We start from the raw sequence: 16,837 nt of genomic DNA, 5'->3' as shown, positions 1-16,837 counted from the left end.
ACGAGTACCAAGGGTGTAGCCCTGGCCCGCGTTATAGCTCCGGCTCCCGGGTTGGCGAGACCAACTCAAGGCCGATAGTTATTCAAGCTTACCTCCAGAAATCTAACTTCTATTCACCGACTCGTATGATCGGTTTGGTGTCAGGTCGCTTTATCGATCCTTTCCACTATGAAAGTAGTGAAACGTTTGATTACTCTTTTCGTGATACGACTGTCAATAGGAAATATTTTGATCAAACGTTTAAGTTAACAACTTTCGCTGAAAGATACAGCATTACGCCTTATCTCACAGCAATATACCCGCTTCACCCATATCCCTGCTGGAGAAAACGATTACCGCCACACTTATTCGTGAAAAAACGTTTTATTTGAGAGATAGACCAGGCGAAAGATTGTCGGGTATCGGGCAGAAGCCGAAACGGTTCGCCGAAGGATCTAAATAAGTTAGCCATCTGCCGGCCCCTTACATCCCAAAAGAAATAGACAAGATAGCGCTTTCTTCAACAATTGGCAAATGCGAGCCGGAGATGCTTTTACCGGAGCGAGCCCCGGCGATAGAAAAGATTTATAACTGCTGCCTATCCGCCAAGGGCTTTTCAAATACATCGCTTTAGAAGGGAGGATTCAGAACAGGGGCACAAAATTTACCAGGAAATACAGGCAACCCGGAAGAGATTATGTGACTCTCTTCCGGGAGCCGAAGTATTTCTCCGCATGACAACGAAGTACAGCTTTCGCTTAGGAAGGGAGAGTGAAGAGTGTTAAATTTCGGTCTACCTCGCTGCCGAAAACCTGCTAACCGGAGGCTGTAAGTTATCGAGACAGGGCTCCTGCAAATCGCGCCCGTATAGATTCAATGTGAGGGGTAAGGAAAGAAGCGAGATCGATCTTTCCATACCGGACGGCAACGGCACCATCGGCAAGGACAAAGTCCATCTTCTTAAGGCCAAGATAGCTAAAGAAAGACCGAATCCATGGTTCAAGATAATTCTTCGAGGGGTCTCCCGATTCCTGCCCATAAAGCGAACCGGCCGAAACGATAAAGGTTGCCTGCTTATCTACTAATTTTCCCTTTGGTCCATTAGGAGTAACCTCGAGGATTTCTCCAAAGCGCACGAGTTGATCTATCCACAATTTAAAGCTGGAGGCTGGGCCCCAGTTATGCATCGGCACGCCGATAATATACTCATCGGCTTCAAGCAATTCCCCGGTAAGTTGAGACGAGAAAGAGAGTAGCCTCTCCTCTTCTTCGTTGCGTAAGTGCTTTGGTTTCAGGTTAGCTGCAACCCAGGCGGCAGTAATGACCGGAATCGCAGTCGTGGTCAGATCCCGCACAATCACCCGGCCCTGAGGATTCGCCGCTTTCCACTGCTCCACAAACTCTCGTGTAAGGCTGCGTGAAATGGAAAACTCGCCCATCGGGCTGGCATCGACGTGAAGTAAAGTAGGCATTCGCTTGCTCCTGAGATGTTTGGGTAAGACGGAAAGGAGGTCCGGCCGGAGTCCCACCTCTCGTCCATGACTCAACGATATTCAACCTTTTGGTTGATTGTCAACTTTATGGTTGAATATAGTTACAGGAAGAAAGTTCGGACTCCAATGATCCAGCAGGACAGCAACGCAGAAGTTCTGGACGTCGTCTTCGGTGCCATCTCCGATTCGACTCGCCGCTCCATCCTCGACCGTCTGCGCAACGGTCCCATGACCGTAACAGAACTCGCTGAGCCCTACGCTATGAGCCTGAATGCAGTCTCCAAGCACCTGAAGATGCTGGAGCGGGCCGGGCTCATCCAACGCGAGATTCGGGGGCGTGAGCACTCCTGCAGCCTGGACGCTTCACGGATGGAGGAAGCCATGAATTGGATGAGCTACTACACCAGATTCTGGACCGATCGCATAGATGCCCTTGAAAAGCATTTGATCGAGAAGCGCAAGCGGAGAACGAAATGAGCAACCAGACAGTGATCATCCGCCGAGTGTTACCTGTATCGCGCGAGGAGGTCTTCGATGCCTGGCTCGATCCGGAAGGCATGGGCCAGTGGATGTTTCCTGGGCCTGTAACGCATTGCGAGGCAACGCTGGAGCCTAAGGTGGGCGGGCGCTTCCATATCGTTATGACCGCTCCCAATACAAAGTTTGTCCATAGCGGCGAATACCTGGTTCTGGACAGACCAAGTAAGTTACAGTTCACCTGGATCTCATCGCGAATGGATCATCTGGAGACACTTGTCACCATCGAGCTATTTCCGCATGGCACAGAATGCGAACTAGTCCTGACGCACGAAAAGGTTCCAGAGAAACACTCGTCGCAGGAACTCAAGGGCGGCTGGAATCAGATCTTCGAGAAACTCGCCGGCTATCTGGGGGAAAGGTAGTCTCCACAAAAACATGTTGCAGTTGGCAGGGATGCAGGACGAGGAGACAGGTGGTAGACTTGCTGACCGATGACAGATCGCACGTTACTGAGACAACAGGTTTTAGGCTGGGGGGCAATAGCTATCTCCACTATCTTTGCGTGCTGGTGGGCGTTGTGGGGAAGCATGGAGAACTTTCATGAGGGATGGTACTACCCCAGCATCTGGAGAAACCTGGGTCTGCTGGTTGTGCAGTACCTGAGCCCGATGTTGATTGTCATACTGATCTCAGCTGCTGCTCTAGCTTTGCCCAGACTGGCAGTTCTGCTCCTGGTCTCTTGCGCAATCGCAGTGGCATGGTTTTTCGGAGGTTTCCGCAGTTTCTCCGCCGCTGTCATGCTTATCGCGATTCCATTGGTACTCCTTGGTGTTCTATACCAGTTCGGCAGCCCTCAACCACGACGGTGGGCGTGGCGATGCATTCTATGGATACCGTTAGCAACGGCTATTGTATCCGGAGCGTATCCTGGGTGGCTGGCCATGCATCGCTTCGATGACGGGAATTACGGGATGCGTCAGATTGCAGGAAACGGAGTGACGCTGGTGTGGGCTCCTGCGGGCCCAGGCTGGCCGGAAGACGGCGTTTCATGGAACACGGCGATGGAGAACTGCGCACATCTGACGGCAGACGGGCGCTTGCTTTCCAATGTGCCGCAAAATGTGTGGCGCTTGCCTACTGTCGATGAATCGGTTCGCTCTCTGGTCTTTCGAGGGAAGAACGCAGGTGGAAGCTGGAATCCGGCACTACATCGGACCGCGTACCAACATATGCCCGACAAAGACTCGCCTCTATGGAAAGTTCACTCCAAGGTCATCTATTGGTGGACAAGCACCGAAGTCGACCAGGAACACGCATACTATATCTCCAACAACGGATACGTTCATGAAATTCCCAAGCATATAGGGCCGGGTTATCTTGCCTATCGATGCGTTGCAGAACCAGGAAAAGTGAAATAGCTAATACAAAACAAAAGCCAATTCGCCTTTGAGATCCTGGTTATGTTCAAGGTTTTCTGCAATTACCTGCTCGAAAAAAGTAGAACTCCAGAGAGCATCCCGGAGGGATGCTACTAACTTAGCCACGGGTGAAGCATAGCGAAACCCGGGGTATCCCAATCTTAATGGACCTCCGCCCCGTATGGGGCGGAACGAATCCCACTTCACTAGATTGAGAAAGCATTCGTCCCGCACCTACGGCGCGGGCAATATTTATTTTTGTACGTTACCCCGGGTTTCGCTACGCTGCACCCGGGGCTATTCTCGGCGGCTCCCTACCGGGAGAGAAACCAACTCACCGAGCCAGATTGACTCAGCGCTCTAACATAAGCCAATCGCTCATCTTCTATTCCGCCCTGCCTCCCGTACAAAGCAGTCGCAACAATCGAACAACTCACTTCTTGACGAGCAGGTCGAAGACCGTTTCCAGCGAGGAAGCCACCATTTTATCCGGATAGTTTTTCGCGTCCATAAGGTTGTAGAGGGTAAGTCCGTGGCTTAGCGAAAGTCCAATCAAGACGACCAGATCGGGGACGAACTCCTTGCCGACCTCAGCAATCTTGATGAGTGTCTCCATGGATGACTTCAGCTCGTCGTGCATCTGCTTGAACAGTGCGTTTAATTTGCCACGAAACTTCGTGTTTCGCACGGCGTAGAGTTGCGCTTCCGTGATGAGGAGAAAGGCGTCCTTATCCATCTTCCCGAAACCTGTATAGTACCCCCGAAATGCGGATAGTACATCGGCCGGAGAGATGTCTTCGGAGAAGATGCCGCGCGCTTCCTGAGTCATTCTCTTCAGCTCTCTCTCAATCAGCGCCAGAAAGAGCTCATCCTTACTTTTGAAGTTCGAATAGAAAGCTCCACGCGAGAAGCCCGCAGCTTCGGTAATGGCTTCAAGAGAGGCCCCTTCGAATCCATGACGAGCAAATGCCTTAGCTGCTGCCTCCAATAATCTTTCTTGCGTCAACGCTCTACTTTCTTCTCGCGTCAGTCGCTTTCTTACCATTTTTTCTTATCCTTGCTCCGTTGCTATTTAACTCCGCGCCTTTCAGGCACCGGCAGTATCCGCCACAACCTCACTTATGATTCTGGCTCAACCTAAGATGGACGACATTTCCAATGACTCGATTAATCTCTGGCGAAAATTCTTTGAGAACCATCACGAATGCATCACCTGCAAGATTCGTTCCAAAGCGTTCGCCTACCACACCCCAGGTTTGTTCTTTGCTAGGGTAATACAGAACCGAGAGCCCTGCTGCTATTCCAGATCCTGCAATCTCCGAGGTGTTGAGCGTTGTCTCTCCACCATCCGTTCGAGTAACAAAGATCCGGGACAGGGCATAGGACGTCCGCTTCCCTATCCCGGCATATCGCAAGCGATAATAGCGAGTGTCCTGATGTAGGACAACGGGAAGAATAAGTCCGACAGTGTAGTTTCCCACTACCTGGTCCACGAATCCATGCCAATAGTAACGTCCAAAGCCCTCCGCTCCCTGATGGAACTCCGGATAGTAGTCCTGAGCCTGATTCAAACCCGCCACCAGCCCCGTAGCCAGAAAGGCAGGATAGTTAAAGCTATTCAAGGTCGCCATCTTGAACTTAGCCCCAACGGTCTGAGGCGGCAGATGATCGGTTACCAGGGGTGAACGAGTCTCATAAGGGACGGCCGGTGTCTGCAGTGGCGGCTCTTTCCCGCCGGTGCCGCCTGGAGAAGACTCCTGGGTACCGGCTGGCTTGGGAGCATCGGGAAGTTCCTGCGCAAACACAGGTAAGCCCACCAATAATAGAAGAGAGAGGAAACGGAGAGGAACCCTCTTGGCGCTCATTTCAACCTCTCCCATACCTGGGTACGTCCCATTAAAGAGAAGCCAATGTATCCACGGACAAGCAGCTTCTTCCCGCTGTCTTCCAGACGCAATTTGCACTTGTAAACCGCTCCGTTGGCTGGATCGAGAATGTCTCCGCCCTCATACCCGTTGCCTTGAGGAATCATGTTGCGGAGGATCAGCAGTCCGATAAGGGGCTGTCCATTGCGCTCGTCTTTGCATTTCTCGCAGGCGCGAGCATCATCCCCCGGAGTAAAGCTCTGTTCGAGCTTTCCGAAGTACTTGCCGTCTTGCAGATAAACCCGGACGACTCCCGTGGGTTTCCCGGTCGCATCGTCCATTGTTCGCCATAGCCCAACCGGCGACTGAAGATCCGAGCTTGCAGACATAGCTGTAGACGCCTGCGACAAAAGCGCGGCGACCAGAAATGCTGCCAACACGAAACGTTTAAGAAATTTCATCTGTACCCTTTCAAGAAAAATGCGTCTCGCAGACCGACGAGGCGCAACGCTGGTGACAAAACAAATGTCTTCTAAGAAGCCGCGATTGCAGGGGGCTCGCAACTGCGCTCGACAGTGACATTTGTCATCCTCTTTTTGAGACTTCCATCACTCGGAAAGCTGTTCCATTCCCAGGCAAACTAGATAGTACAGAAATTGCGATACGTTATCAATTTCAAATACACAACTGTATTTTAATATTGACTTGTATTTGAGATCAGAGCTACATTGAATCTGTGACCGCCAGAAACAACTCGATCCGGGCTTCCTGGCCGGGGAATATGGGTGCCGGACGCCTCCTGGCCGCGCTGGTACTGTTCTGTATTCTTCCGGTCTTTGCTCATTCCGAACCCCTATCGCTCTCGCTCGACCAAGCGCTTCAACTCGCCACCGAGCACAACCGCTCGCTCCGGATAGCCAGGCTGGAAGTAACCAGGACGGCAGCAGACGTAAAGGCAACCGCTACTCATCGGTTACCTGCTCTCTCCACTTTTGCCGAGGCGGGAGAAGCTCTGACACGTCCGTATCTGCGAATCGGAGCAGGTGATTTGGGAAGTTCCGGCGGAAATCCGATTCCCGAGCAAAACTACAGGCTCTATGGATCGCGCACACCAACTGCATATGGGGCTGCGGAGATCAAGCAGCCGCTATCCCAGCAATATGCGCTGGGTTTGGAGCTCAAACAGTCCAAAGTGGCACACGCAATCAGCGAGGAACAGCTGCGCTCCGCCGCACAGGAGATACACCAGCAGGTGCGCAGTGTTTACCTTCGCGTCCTGGCGGATCAGTCGGCAGTCGAGGCGGCAGAGACCGAACTCAAGCTCCACACAGAGCTTGAGAGGATTACTCAGGTCTACATATCGGAAAAGGCAGCCTTACCTGCTGAGCTATTAGGAATACAAGCAAAATTGCTGCGTGCCCGCTACGAAAAGACGAGTGCGTCCAACACCCTCGCCAAGGATGAAGACGAGCTGAAGACGCTCCTCGGTCTTCCACCGGAGACAGAGATAAACCTCAGCCTCAATCCTGAAGCCGACTTTCTGCTTCCTTCCGAAGAAGACGCTTTGAAGAAAGCACTCTCCTTCCGTCCCGACCTTCGCATTGCAGCTCTTGAAGTCAAGCAGAACGAGCTAAGCCGCCGTGCGAAGAAAGCCGAATACATACCGGAGATCAACCTTGTCGCCTCCTATATAGCGGTTCCTGTCTCCTCGTTCCCTCTTCATGGTGGATTTGGCGAAATCGGACTGGAGCTTAAGTGGGAGCCCTTCGACTGGGGCCGCAAGGCTTATGAGCTGAAGCAGAAACAAGCCGCAGTCGATCAGGCACAGATCAAGGCTGAAGAGGCGCGCGACAAGGCCATCAATGAAGTCAAGGCTGCACTGCGCAATGCAAGAGCGGCCAGCGATCTTCATCTTGCGCTTGAGGCAGGTGTCAAAAGCACCGCAGAGTCGCTCCGAGTGGCCGAAAAGAACTACGCCGAGCACAAGATTCTGCTCAGCGATGTCCTCAAAGCAGAGAACGAGCATAAGCACACCCAGCAGGAGCTTCTTCTCGCTCGTAACAATCTGCTGACAACATACACAGAATTGGCAAAGGTAATGGGAGAAGATCAGTGAGCCGGTTATTTGTCTATCTATTCATCTTCGGTATTAGCTTCTTTGCCGGATGCAAACAAGATCCGGCACCGGCGACTGCTCCGCGAACTGTTACGACCATAACAGCGGGGCAGCAATCGGCCTCGGCCCAAGCCTCGGAAGCAAAGTATGTAGCGACCATCGCGCCACAGACAAAGGTTGACTTGTCTTTCAAGACTCCCGGATATGTAGAGTGGATTGCCGAACGGCGCGGAGCCGATGGACATCTTCATCCACTCGACACCGGAGACACAATTGTTCGAGGTGCTGCGCTGGCAAGACTGCGCACCGCAGAGAATCGTGCTGCCGTCGCCGAGGCCACAGCATCTGTAAGCGCGGCTAAGGCCTCCGCCGATTCGGCTGCCAGCCAGATTGCAGAGGCTTCAGCACAAGCACGCCACGCAGAGGATGACTGGAAGCGAGCACAGCGGCTCTACGCGCAAGCAGCGCTCACAAAGGTCGATCTGGACACGGCCAGAACGCATTACCAGACTTTGCAGGCTCAGCTTGAGAGTGCAAAAGCCATGTTTGCCGCCAATCAATCGAAGGTGAAGGGCGTAGCGGCACAACAGCGACAGGCGCAGGTACAGCTATCGGATCTAACAGTTCGAGCACCTTTCGACGGTGTTGTTCTCACACGAGCCATTGAGAACGGAGGACTGGTCGCTGCCGGTGCTCCGGCTTTTACTCTGGCCGATATCAGCCGCGTAAAGATCTCCTTCGAAGTTCCGGATACCAATCTGACAAAGGTTCATCTCGGCACGCGGTTGCCGGTAATTGTCGATGCTCTCGCTCCGAAGGACTTCTCCGGAGTTGTTACAGCTATCTCGCCCGCAGCCGATCCCAGATCCTCGACCTTCCGCATCGATATCACGATGGACAACCCAGGGCATCTGCTTCATCCCGGCATGATTGCCAGCGTAACCCTTTCGTCCACTTCGACAGGTACGTCTTCGGAGACGATCTCGATTCCGCTCTCTGCTCTTACCCATACCACTGCAGACGGTAATAAGTACGGAGTCTTTGTCGCCAGGACGGAAGGCAATCGCGTAGTAGCAAGAAAGACTGAAGTACAACTGGGTCCGGTCCACGGCAACAGCATTGTCATCAGTGCAGGCCTTCTCCCCGGGAGCCGTGTCATTCTTCAAGGCAATAGCGACCTTGTCGACGGCGAAACGGTAATAGCAACAGAAGTGGGTACAAACTAATGGCTCACCGCAGCGACCAGGAACACATTCAATCGACGCACAACACCTCGCGATTCTTTGTCGAGAAACATGCCATCGCCTGGCTGCTTATGGCTCTCACTCTGGCCTGGGGCGTTTACGGCTATCTCAAGATGCCGAAACGCAAGGACCCAAAGACACCGGTACGCGAAGCCATGGTGGTAACGGCCTGGCCGGGAAGTAAGGCACAACAGGTAGAAGAGCTGGTCACAAAGAAGGTCGAAGCCGTACTCGGACAGAACGAGATGGTGACGGAGATTCGCTCCTCCTCGCGTCCGGGCAAATCCGTCGTAACCTTCGAACTCGATGAGTTCCACATCGACGATGCCTCCAAGCAGTTTGACGATATCGGAATCAAGCTTGCTCAAATCTCGGATCTGCCCGAAGGCGCTGGCCCCATCCAATACATCAAAGACTTCGGTGATACTTCCGCCCTGCTGTTGACAGTCGCCAGCCCGCCAGTCTCCGATGCCGAAATCGAGCTCAGAGCGAGCCAGATCCAGCCGCTGATCGAACAGGCGCAACGGAACAAAACCGGAGAAGGAACACCTGTTTCCATCGTTATCTGCTACCCCAACGAGCTGGACACAACAGACCTCTTGGGACTTGTCCGGCTGCTGGCAGCAGACTTACAGCAGAAACAGGTTCTAGTCTCCTCTCAGGTAGATATCGAGCCGGGAGTTATTCTTCTCAACGGTTCTTCACAGAAGAACGACAACGAAATCCATCAGGCCATCAAAGCCTTCTCCGAACAGAAGGTCCATGCCGACGAATTGCACCCGGACGTCTGGCCAGCAGCCATTGTTCGCAATCCTGCCGACACAGCAAAGATGCTGAAGCAGGCCGGAGCAAGCAAATACACCTATCACGACCTCGATAACTTCACCGACCAGATCGCCAGAAGTCTGCAGAAGGTCGAGGAGGTTACGAAAGTCGATCGCACAGGCATCCTGAGCGAACAGGTGCTACTTGATTTCGATCCTAACCGACTGGCCTCCTTCAACTTAAGCCCCTTCGATCTCTACAAACTTATCCAGAATCGCAGTGCCATAACTGCTGGCGGGCAGATTCGTCCTGGACAACAACAGGTCGATATTCATTCCGGGAAGCAGCTACATGAGGTACGCGATCTCCAAAATCTCCCCCTCCCCCAGGGCGAAGGACATGCTCCGGCATATCTGCGCGATGTTGCCAATGTAAGCCGTGGGTACGAAGCACCTCCAAGCTTTCTAAATTTCCTCTCCTATCGCGATGCCTCGGGGCATTGGCAAAAGGGCCGCGCCATCACCATCTCCATGCAGATGCGCTCTGGCCGTCAGATTCAAAACTTCTCCAAAGCCGTCGATGAAGACCTTGCCCGCGTTAAGAACCTCGTACCGTCGGACCTGATTCTTGCGCGCACCTCCGACCAGCCCCGGCAGGTAAAAGAAAATATCGATCTCTTCATGAGTTCGCTTTGGGAGGCCATCGCTCTCGTTATCGTCGTTTCGTTTATCGGCTTCTGGGATTGGCGTTCCGCAGTCTTGATGGCCATCTCAATCCCAATCACGTTGGCAATGGCGGCAGGAATGATGGCTGCCGCCGGGCTCGATCTTCAGCAGGTCTCAATCGCCAGTCTTATCATCGCCCTCGGACTCCTGGTGGACGATCCCGTCGTTGCCGGAGACGCCATTAAACGTGAGCTTGCATCCGGACATACAAGCAGCTTCGCTGCCTGGCTTGGACCAACTAAACTTGCCCGCGCTATTCTCTTCGCCACTATCACGAATATCCTGGCCTATCTTCCCTTCCTTCTTCTCGGTGGAGATACGGGGAAGTTCCTCTATTCGCTGCCTATCGTCATTACCTGCTCGCTGGTGGCGTCGCGTATCGTCTCGATGACCTTTGTTCCGCTTCTAGGACAGATACTGTTACGCAAAGCACAGCAACAACCGGAATCGGGATTTGCAACGGCAAAACAATCGGGGTTTGCCGGTTTCTACTACAAACTTGGGCACTGGAGCATTCAACACAGAAAGCTGGTTCTCTCCAGTTCCCTGCTGCTGCTTCTAGCCGGTGCCGTGATGGCTCTTCGCCTGCCCTCGTCCTTCTTCCCCTACGATCTGCAGTACCTTTCTTACGCAGATATCTGGTTACCGGAAGGGGCTAACTCCGGAGACACGCTTGCCGTGAGCAGGCAGGTCGAAGAGGTGATACAGGAAGTCGCCGCAAAGTATCAGTCGAATCCTCATCGCGAGTCAAAGAAGGAACCTGTCTTGAAGTCGCTCACCACCTTTGTGGGCGGAGGCGGCCCGCGCTTCTGGGATTCCATGTCGCCCGAAGCTCCGCAGGAGAACTATGCGGAGATCATGATCGAAACCAACGATAAGCACGACACAACCCCGCTTGTGCAGGCCGTTCAGGCGGAGGTCTTGAAACGTGTCCCGGGAGCCAGAGTCGACGTCCAACAGCTCGTCACCGGCCCCCCAATCGCTGCACCTGTCTCAATACGTATCCTCGGTCCCGACAAGGAACAGCTACGCCTCATTGCCGAACATATGAAAGCTATCCTCCGTTCTGTTCCTTCTGCTACCCGTATCCGCGACGACTGGGGAAAGGATCGGACGCTGCTAAGTCTCCAGACCGATCAGGATAAAGCGGCAATGATAGGCATCGGCAACCAGGAGATTGCGCGCTCATCCATCATGAATACTTCAGGGATGCCGGTCGGCACACTCTACGACGGAGACAAGACACTGCCTATCGTACTCCGGCAGCGGCTCGCCGATCGCAGCTCAGTCTCCGACATCGAGGGCCAATATGTCTATTCGCAACAGAACGGATTACGTATTCCCTTGCAGACGATAGCTACAACCGGCATAACCACGGAACCGGGAGTCATTCATCACTTCAATCGCTCGCGCGCCATCACCGTATCCTGCTTCCCTGTCGAAGGAGCTCATGCCTCCGAGGTACTGAAGGCCGCCGCACCACAGTTGAAGGAGCTGGAGAAGAGTCTTCCCGCTGGATACTCCTTCATCTATGCAGGAGAGTATAAGGAGCAGAACAGCGGCTTCGCCGACCTCGCCGTAGCTCTCTGTATATCGATCCTTGGCATCTATTTCGCGCTTGTCTTCCAGTTCCGCAATGTAGTGAAACCGCTGATTGTCTTTGCGGCTATTCCCTTTGGAGCGGTGGGAGCCTATGCAGCGCTGACCATCATGCACCAATCCTTCGGCTTCATGGCCTTTCTAGGTGTTGCCAGTCTGATTGGGGTGATTGTGAGTCACATCATAGTTCTCTTCGACTACATCGAAGAGCGCCATGAAGCCGGGGACTCCTTTATTGAGGCGCTTCTCGATGCCGGACTCATCCGCTTGCGTCCCGTGCTGATTACCGTCGGAGCTACGGCCTTTGCCCTGATTCCGCTGGCCATGCATGGCGGCCCTCTCTGGGAGCCACTCTGTTACGCGCAGATTGGCGGACTGCTTCTTTCAACCGTAGTCACGCTCATTCTGGTGCCCACCTTGTATTCCTTTGTTGTGCTCGATCTGGGTTGGGTTAAGTGGACAGAGATAGCGGCACCTGTCGAGGTGCCTCTGGAGAAAGGGAGATGACAGCTAGGTCAAAACCGCCGAAGGATGCTTCCTCCTCAGACACCAGTCAGGAAGAGAAGCTTGCCAACGAAGATACTCCAACAGCGGAAGAAGAAAATCGCGTCTTTCAAGAATGGTACAAGGCCTGGGTAGAACGAAACGATAACTCCAGGAAGTAGGAACCGAACTCGCAAGCTGGATCGAACACGAGGAAGGAACGATGCAGAATACGCTGGCGATGAAAGAAGGAAACCACGTAAAGGACTTCAAAGACGATCATCTCGTAATGCTGGCGCAACAAGGCGATTCCTCCGCCATGGAAGAACTCTTGTCACGGCATCGGGAAATGATCTACAGAGTTATGTGCCGTTATGCCGACTCAGAGGAAGAAGCAGAGGATTTGGTTCAGGACACGATGTTACGGGCCTTTCTGAACATCGATAGGTTCCGGCAGGAAGCCCGCTTTTCGACTTGGCTTACCTCCATCGCGATCAACATCGCCCTTGCCCTTAAGCGAAAGAACAAGCACGTCCAATGGATTCCCATCGATGAAGAGCTGAAGGGTGAGGATCGCCGTCCTGTTTTGATTTTGCGGGATCAGCGCCCCACACCGGAACAGCTGTACATCAAGGACGAACTTCATGAGCTACTGAGAAAAGAGATCCGCAGAATTCGTCCGAGATATCGATTCATCCTGGAATCGCGCGATCTCAACGATGCCCCTATCGAAATCACCGCCAACAATCTTGGCATCTCGACCGGAGCTGCAAAATCGCGTTTATGTAGGGCACACAAGATACTCGTCCGCGCCTTCAAGAAATATACAGCGAGCAAACTTCAGGAGACGACTGAAGGCTAATCCAGGATTCCGCTGTGCCTCCCTTCAGACATTGTCGTCTCTCGCTCGCCAGGAAACGAAAGCCGGAAATTCATTCTCATGATGGTGAGGATGAATTTCCGCAAGCAAAACTCTCGAACGAATAGCGAGCAATTCAGCAGTAGTACCTAAGATTACCAATCAAGCCAGGCCCGTTCCTTAGGGGCCAGCCTAGAAGGATAGGACGCATCCTCCGGCTCCGCCACCGAAAGCATTGCTCCAGAGAGACTGTACCGGGAAGGTTCCGCTGGAGAAGGTGACGTTGGTTGAGGCCCCCTGTCCGGAAGCGATCCATGCGCACTTGTCTCCGTTCTCGGCTCCGGAAGAGTCGGTCCAACCGGAACTGGGGAACTGGTCGCTAGCTGTTTCGGCCAGCTCATGTCCCTCGACGATGGTGATGCCTGCATTTGCTCCGAGCCCATTGAAGTTGGCTCCGCAACTTGCGCCCGCATCGGTGATATATGGCAGGTTGGTATAAGCAATATTTCCGGAGCTCGAACTGGTCCAGCTGTGATAAGCACAGTACTGCGTTCCAAAACCGCTGGAATTGTTTCCATGTGAAGTTGCAATCACGTACTGCGTACTGGCGTTGCTTGAGGATGTGGTGTTTCCAAAGTGAGAGGCAGCCCTAACGGCTTCTGCTGCAAGTTGCGATTGCGTGGGGTGGGTGGGCGCTGCAGCGCTGTTGTCAAACCAGGTGCTGATCAAAATAGCAGCGGGATTGCCTGCCGCTGTTCCAGCTCCACTACAAAAAACCGTGCCGCTGGGTACGCCCTGGCAGTACTGGGTAACGGAGTTGAACCAAGAACTGCCGCCGACTCCATTCAAGAATGTTTCGAGTCGCGTGGCCTCACTACTGGGGTCGCTTGACCATTGGGAGCCCCAGAAGACAAGATAAACCTTAGGCGCTGTCTCTACGCCGATGCCACCAGTGCCTCCGTTGTAAATCAGATCGTTGGCGGTGCTAACAGCCGCAATGTTTTCTGACAACTGAGCTTGGGCTTGGATCTCATGGTAGTGCTTTGCAGCTTCTACTGTTGGATGCACGATGGCAGGCGGTTGTCCTTCTTCCAGAATACGCGGTCCACCAATGGGGGAGTCGTAGGTTTTAGGGGATTTGGGTGTCTGTCCATAGGCAACCATGAGGGAACTCATAGCGACTAGAGAAAGTGCCGGGATTGCCATGCTCCAACTTAAGACGTTCTTGCGCATAAAAGTCTCCTAACTCAATCGAATATGATACTGATAACATGGCGTTTTACTTCGAGTGCCATCTCTCGCCCGCTTTCGAAGTCAGGGATGCTCTCATCCGTTGTCCGAGGTACTGCGAACGGACACAGCTCAAGAACATAAGTGGTCATAAGCTGTCAGTGAATAGCTGCCCGGTCAAGTTACGAAAGGACACTGTCCTATCTACACGTGATAACTGGTGAAAATGACTTTCCGTTCATCTCGCAGTTAAGTAAATATCCCAATATGCATGTTATGTGATGTGATTACATGCTCTTACCTTTGTAACTTCCTGTATTGCTCGAGATCGGATAGATGTAGGAGGTTGTTGCTGGTACTATTTTCGGCTGGTCTGAAGGCCAACCCTGACACACAACAAAAGCCAATTCGTCTTTGGAATTCTGGTTATCTTCAGGATTGCCTGCAATTACCAGGTCAAAAAATGTAGAAACTCGAAAGCGCCGGGAGACCGGCATAGCGTAGTGAATGAAAGAGTCACGCAGTGAAGGAGTAGCAAACCACACTGGCCCCAAGTCATGCGGCGAGGCCCGAGAGGGACTGGCTGAAGCGTTGGACAGGGGAAAATGCGGGCCGGGCAATAGAGCCGCGAAATTACATTCAACTTCGGGACGCCGACGAATTGAGTTTGTTCGGAAGGCAACATCTGAGGTGCCGCTAAGCGAGGCACGGAAGAGTCCCGCGAGGTCGAAGACCCTGGCACGTATGGACGCGCTAAGCACGGGAACCGGGAGATCCCGGGTTCGCCCGAGAGAAGCAACACGGGCCGTATCTGGAAGTCCAAGGACAGAAGCAGATGATGAACGAACACGGGAAGTCGGACAGATCCAAGGTACCAGGGAAGTCTCCGAACAAAGACGGGAAACCGGCAGCGGAGGGGATGGAGGGACGGGATCTGGCCAAGGGCAATCCGCAACAGCAAAACACGTACCGGACGCAGAGCCGGGGAAACGTGCAAAGAGAGCTGGAGCGGGTACGGCAAGCGGCAAGAAAGGACAAAGAGACCAGATTTACGGCGCTGTTCCACTACGTCTATAAGCTGGAGATGCTGGAGTGGGCCTATTTACAACTGAAGAAAGAGGCCTCACCCGGCGTGGATGGGGAGACGTGGCAGCACTACGGCGAGAACTTGGGAGAAAAGCTCCAGGACTTGTCCCATAGACTGCAGCGAGGAGCGTATCGAGCGAAGCCAGTACGGAGAACGTATATCCCGAAAGCCGACGGGCGACAACGAGCGCTCGGGGTGACAGCGCTGGAGGACAAGATAGTCCAACGAGCCGTTGTAGAGGTGATGAATGCGATCTACGAACAGGACTTTGCAGAGTTCTCGTATGGATTCCGAGCAGGGCGAAGCCAACACCAAGCGTTGGATCAGCTCTATGTAGGGATCATGGAGAAACCAGTGAACTGGGTGTTAGATCTGGACATACGAGCCTTTTTCGACAGTGTGTCGAAGAACTGGCTGGTCCAGTTTATCGAGCACCGGATAGGAGACCGGCGCGTGGTGCGACTAATCCAGAAATGGTTAAACGCAGGCGTGCTGGAAGACGGAAAGCTGACGGTGAGTGAGCGGGGGACGCCACAAGGAGGCAGTGCATCGCCATTGCTGGCAAATGTCTACCTGCACTACGTCTTTGACCTTTGGATCCAGGTGTGGCGGAGGAAGATCGCACGCGAAGAAATGATGGTGGTGCGATTCGCCGACGACATAGTCGTAGGATTCGAGGAGAAGATGGAGGCCGAGCGGTTCCGGAAAGAACTGGAAGAACGGATGAAGAAGTTCAATCTAGAACTGCACCCGGGCAAAACGCGGTTGCTGGAGTTTGGACGTTATGCGGCCAGAAATCGGGAACAAAGCGGCGAAGGGAAGCCGGAGACGTTCAATTATCTGGGCTTCACGCATATCTGCGGAAAGACCAGGAAAGGAAAGTTTACGGTGTTGCGGCAGACAAACCGAAAGCGCATGCGTGCGAAGCTGCGGGCCATCAAAGAGGAACTACGGAGACGCATGCATGATCCGATGGAAACGGTAGGGCGATGGTTGCAGGCGGTAGTTAGAGGGCACATGCACTATTACGGAGTGCCTACTAACAGTCCATCGCTGCAGGTCTTTCGCAATCAAGTTAGTCGATACTGGCACCGGATGTTATGTCGGCGCAGCCAACTCGGCTACGTGATCTGGGAACGAATGCAGCGGCTCATCCATCGCTGGCTACCGCCAGTCCGTATCTGTCACCCTTATCCTTCGTGTCGTGTGCGCGTTAGGACCTAAGGCAGGAGCCGGATGAGGGAAATCCTCACGTCCGGATCTGTGCGGGGGGTGCGAAGTAATTCGCATCCCTACCGCGACCAGGCTTTCTCCCGGTAGGGAGAAAGCGAAATTAGCCCAGGACGGAGCGAAGCGTAAGCGAGCGGAATCCTGGGCTAATTCACACAAGAAAGATGCCCGTCCCAGAGGGCCGGGGCGAAGACCAACTGATTGCCCTCCATTGCTTCGCTGTGCCCTTTCTCCGTTGGGAATTTGGAACAACTTGGGGATACG

General features: G+C 53.4%; 15 protein-coding genes. 9 read left to right on the top strand and 6 right to left on the bottom strand.

The window, feature by feature from the left end; all coding sequences use genetic code 11:
- Positions 1-812 precede the first annotated feature (812 nt).
- Positions 813-1,451, bottom strand: a complete 639-nt coding sequence (locus AC6I7T_RS26790; protein WP_497790868.1) for an FMN-dependent NADH-azoreductase — start codon at positions 1,449-1,451, stop codon at positions 813-815.
- A 66-nt stretch (positions 1,452-1,517) separates the two neighbouring features.
- Here AC6I7T_RS26790 and AC6I7T_RS26785 point away from each other — a divergent pair, with 66 nt between their 5' ends.
- From AC6I7T_RS26785 to AC6I7T_RS26775, 3 genes are all read left to right on the top strand, one after another.
- Positions 1,518-1,949 (top strand): ArsR/SmtB family transcription factor, encoded by a 432-nt coding sequence (locus AC6I7T_RS26785; protein ID WP_497790867.1) that lies wholly within the window; start codon positions 1,518-1,520, stop codon positions 1,947-1,949.
- Positions 1,946-2,374: an SRPBCC family protein gene (locus AC6I7T_RS26780; protein WP_497790866.1), complete on the top strand. Its 429-nt coding sequence runs from the start codon at positions 1,946-1,948 to the stop codon at positions 2,372-2,374. The genes AC6I7T_RS26785 and AC6I7T_RS26780 overlap by 4 nt, the downstream gene beginning before the upstream one ends.
- A gap of 69 nt (positions 2,375-2,443) precedes the next feature.
- A complete protein-coding gene (locus AC6I7T_RS26775; RefSeq protein WP_497790865.1) occupies positions 2,444-3,370 on the top strand; it encodes an Lcl C-terminal domain-containing protein in 927 nt (308 codons plus the stop codon).
- A 433-nt stretch (positions 3,371-3,803) separates the two neighbouring features.
- Here the strand turns inward: AC6I7T_RS26775 and AC6I7T_RS26770 are convergent, their stop codons facing one another.
- From AC6I7T_RS26770 to AC6I7T_RS26760, 3 genes are all read right to left on the bottom strand, one after another.
- A complete protein-coding gene (locus AC6I7T_RS26770) occupies positions 3,804-4,376 on the bottom strand; it encodes a TetR/AcrR family transcriptional regulator (RefSeq protein WP_497790864.1) in 573 nt (190 codons plus the stop codon).
- A 109-nt stretch (positions 4,377-4,485) separates the two neighbouring features.
- Positions 4,486-5,235 (bottom strand): hypothetical protein, encoded by a 750-nt coding sequence (locus AC6I7T_RS26765; RefSeq protein WP_497790862.1) that lies wholly within the window; start codon positions 5,233-5,235, stop codon positions 4,486-4,488.
- Positions 5,232-5,696: a DUF2147 domain-containing protein gene (locus AC6I7T_RS26760; protein WP_497790861.1), complete on the bottom strand. Its 465-nt coding sequence runs from the start codon at positions 5,694-5,696 to the stop codon at positions 5,232-5,234. The genes AC6I7T_RS26765 and AC6I7T_RS26760 overlap by 4 nt, the downstream gene beginning before the upstream one ends.
- A gap of 275 nt (positions 5,697-5,971) precedes the next feature.
- Here AC6I7T_RS26760 and AC6I7T_RS26755 point away from each other — a divergent pair, with 275 nt between their 5' ends.
- Genes AC6I7T_RS26755 through AC6I7T_RS26735 form a run of 5 tightly spaced genes read left to right on the top strand, consistent with a single transcriptional unit; the run spans position 5,972 to position 13,029 of the window.
- Positions 5,972-7,351, top strand: a complete 1,380-nt coding sequence (locus AC6I7T_RS26755; RefSeq protein WP_497790860.1) for a TolC family protein — start codon at positions 5,972-5,974, stop codon at positions 7,349-7,351.
- The gene (locus AC6I7T_RS26750) at positions 7,348-8,577 is read left to right on the top strand and encodes an efflux RND transporter periplasmic adaptor subunit (RefSeq protein ID WP_497790859.1); all 1,230 of its coding nucleotides are present in this window, start codon (positions 7,348-7,350) and stop codon (positions 8,575-8,577) included. The genes AC6I7T_RS26755 and AC6I7T_RS26750 overlap by 4 nt, the downstream gene beginning before the upstream one ends.
- A complete protein-coding gene (locus tag AC6I7T_RS26745; protein WP_497790858.1) occupies positions 8,577-12,191 on the top strand; it encodes an efflux RND transporter permease subunit in 3,615 nt (1,204 codons plus the stop codon). The genes AC6I7T_RS26750 and AC6I7T_RS26745 overlap by 1 nt, the downstream gene beginning before the upstream one ends.
- Entirely contained in the window at positions 12,188-12,349 is a 162-nt protein-coding gene (locus AC6I7T_RS26740) for a hypothetical protein (protein ID WP_497790857.1), read from the top strand. The genes AC6I7T_RS26745 and AC6I7T_RS26740 overlap by 4 nt, the downstream gene beginning before the upstream one ends.
- A 41-nt stretch (positions 12,350-12,390) precedes the next feature.
- A complete protein-coding gene (locus AC6I7T_RS26735; RefSeq protein ID WP_497790856.1) occupies positions 12,391-13,029 on the top strand; it encodes an RNA polymerase sigma factor in 639 nt (212 codons plus the stop codon).
- Between the two features lie 189 nt (positions 13,030-13,218).
- On the opposite strand, the gene AC6I7T_RS26730 is transcribed toward AC6I7T_RS26735, so the two are convergent.
- On the bottom strand, positions 13,219-14,259 hold the full coding sequence (locus AC6I7T_RS26730; RefSeq protein ID WP_497790855.1) for a hypothetical protein: 1,041 nt from the start codon (positions 14,257-14,259) through the stop codon (positions 13,219-13,221).
- 284 nt (positions 14,260-14,543) lie between these two features.
- Positions 14,544-15,017 (bottom strand): hypothetical protein, encoded by a 474-nt coding sequence (locus AC6I7T_RS26725; protein WP_497790854.1) that lies wholly within the window; start codon positions 15,015-15,017, stop codon positions 14,544-14,546.
- Between the two features lie 74 nt (positions 15,018-15,091).
- Here AC6I7T_RS26725 and ltrA point away from each other — a divergent pair, with 74 nt between their 5' ends.
- Positions 15,092-16,567, top strand: a complete 1,476-nt coding sequence (gene ltrA / locus AC6I7T_RS26720; protein ID WP_497790853.1) for a group II intron reverse transcriptase/maturase — start codon at positions 15,092-15,094, stop codon at positions 16,565-16,567.
- Positions 16,568-16,837: the final 270 nt, after the last annotated feature.

Source organism: Humiphilus diazotrophicus, assembly GCF_059726315.1.
The sequence above is the reverse complement of the archived record's forward strand: the minus strand, read 5'-3'. Positions and strand labels throughout refer to the sequence as shown.

What these genes read in the sequence shown, in the direction of transcription:
- AC6I7T_RS26760 (WP_497790861.1), bottom strand. Translation starts at nt 5,696, where the DNA reads ATGAAATTTCTTAAACGTTTCGTGTTGGCAGCATTTCTGGTCGCCGCG.
- AC6I7T_RS26735 (WP_497790856.1), top strand. Translation starts at nt 12,391, where the DNA reads ATGCAGAATACGCTGGCGATGAAAGAAGGAAACCACGTAAAGGACTTC.
- AC6I7T_RS26785 (WP_497790867.1), top strand. Translation starts at nt 1,518, where the DNA reads ATGACTCAACGATATTCAACCTTTTGGTTGATTGTCAACTTTATGGTT.
- AC6I7T_RS26775 (WP_497790865.1), top strand. Translation starts at nt 2,444, where the DNA reads ATGACAGATCGCACGTTACTGAGACAACAGGTTTTAGGCTGGGGGGCA.
- AC6I7T_RS26730 (WP_497790855.1), bottom strand. Translation starts at nt 14,259, where the DNA reads ATGCGCAAGAACGTCTTAAGTTGGAGCATGGCAATCCCGGCACTTTCT.
- AC6I7T_RS26740 (WP_497790857.1), top strand. Translation starts at nt 12,188, where the DNA reads ATGACAGCTAGGTCAAAACCGCCGAAGGATGCTTCCTCCTCAGACACC.
- AC6I7T_RS26780 (WP_497790866.1), top strand. Translation starts at nt 1,946, where the DNA reads ATGAGCAACCAGACAGTGATCATCCGCCGAGTGTTACCTGTATCGCGC.
- ltrA (WP_497790853.1), top strand. Translation starts at nt 15,092, where the DNA reads ATGATGAACGAACACGGGAAGTCGGACAGATCCAAGGTACCAGGGAAG.
- AC6I7T_RS26790 (WP_497790868.1), bottom strand. Translation starts at nt 1,451, where the DNA reads ATGCCTACTTTACTTCACGTCGATGCCAGCCCGATGGGCGAGTTTTCC.
- AC6I7T_RS26765 (WP_497790862.1), bottom strand. Translation starts at nt 5,235, where the DNA reads ATGAGCGCCAAGAGGGTTCCTCTCCGTTTCCTCTCTCTTCTATTATTG.
- AC6I7T_RS26745 (WP_497790858.1), top strand. Translation starts at nt 8,577, where the DNA reads ATGGCTCACCGCAGCGACCAGGAACACATTCAATCGACGCACAACACC.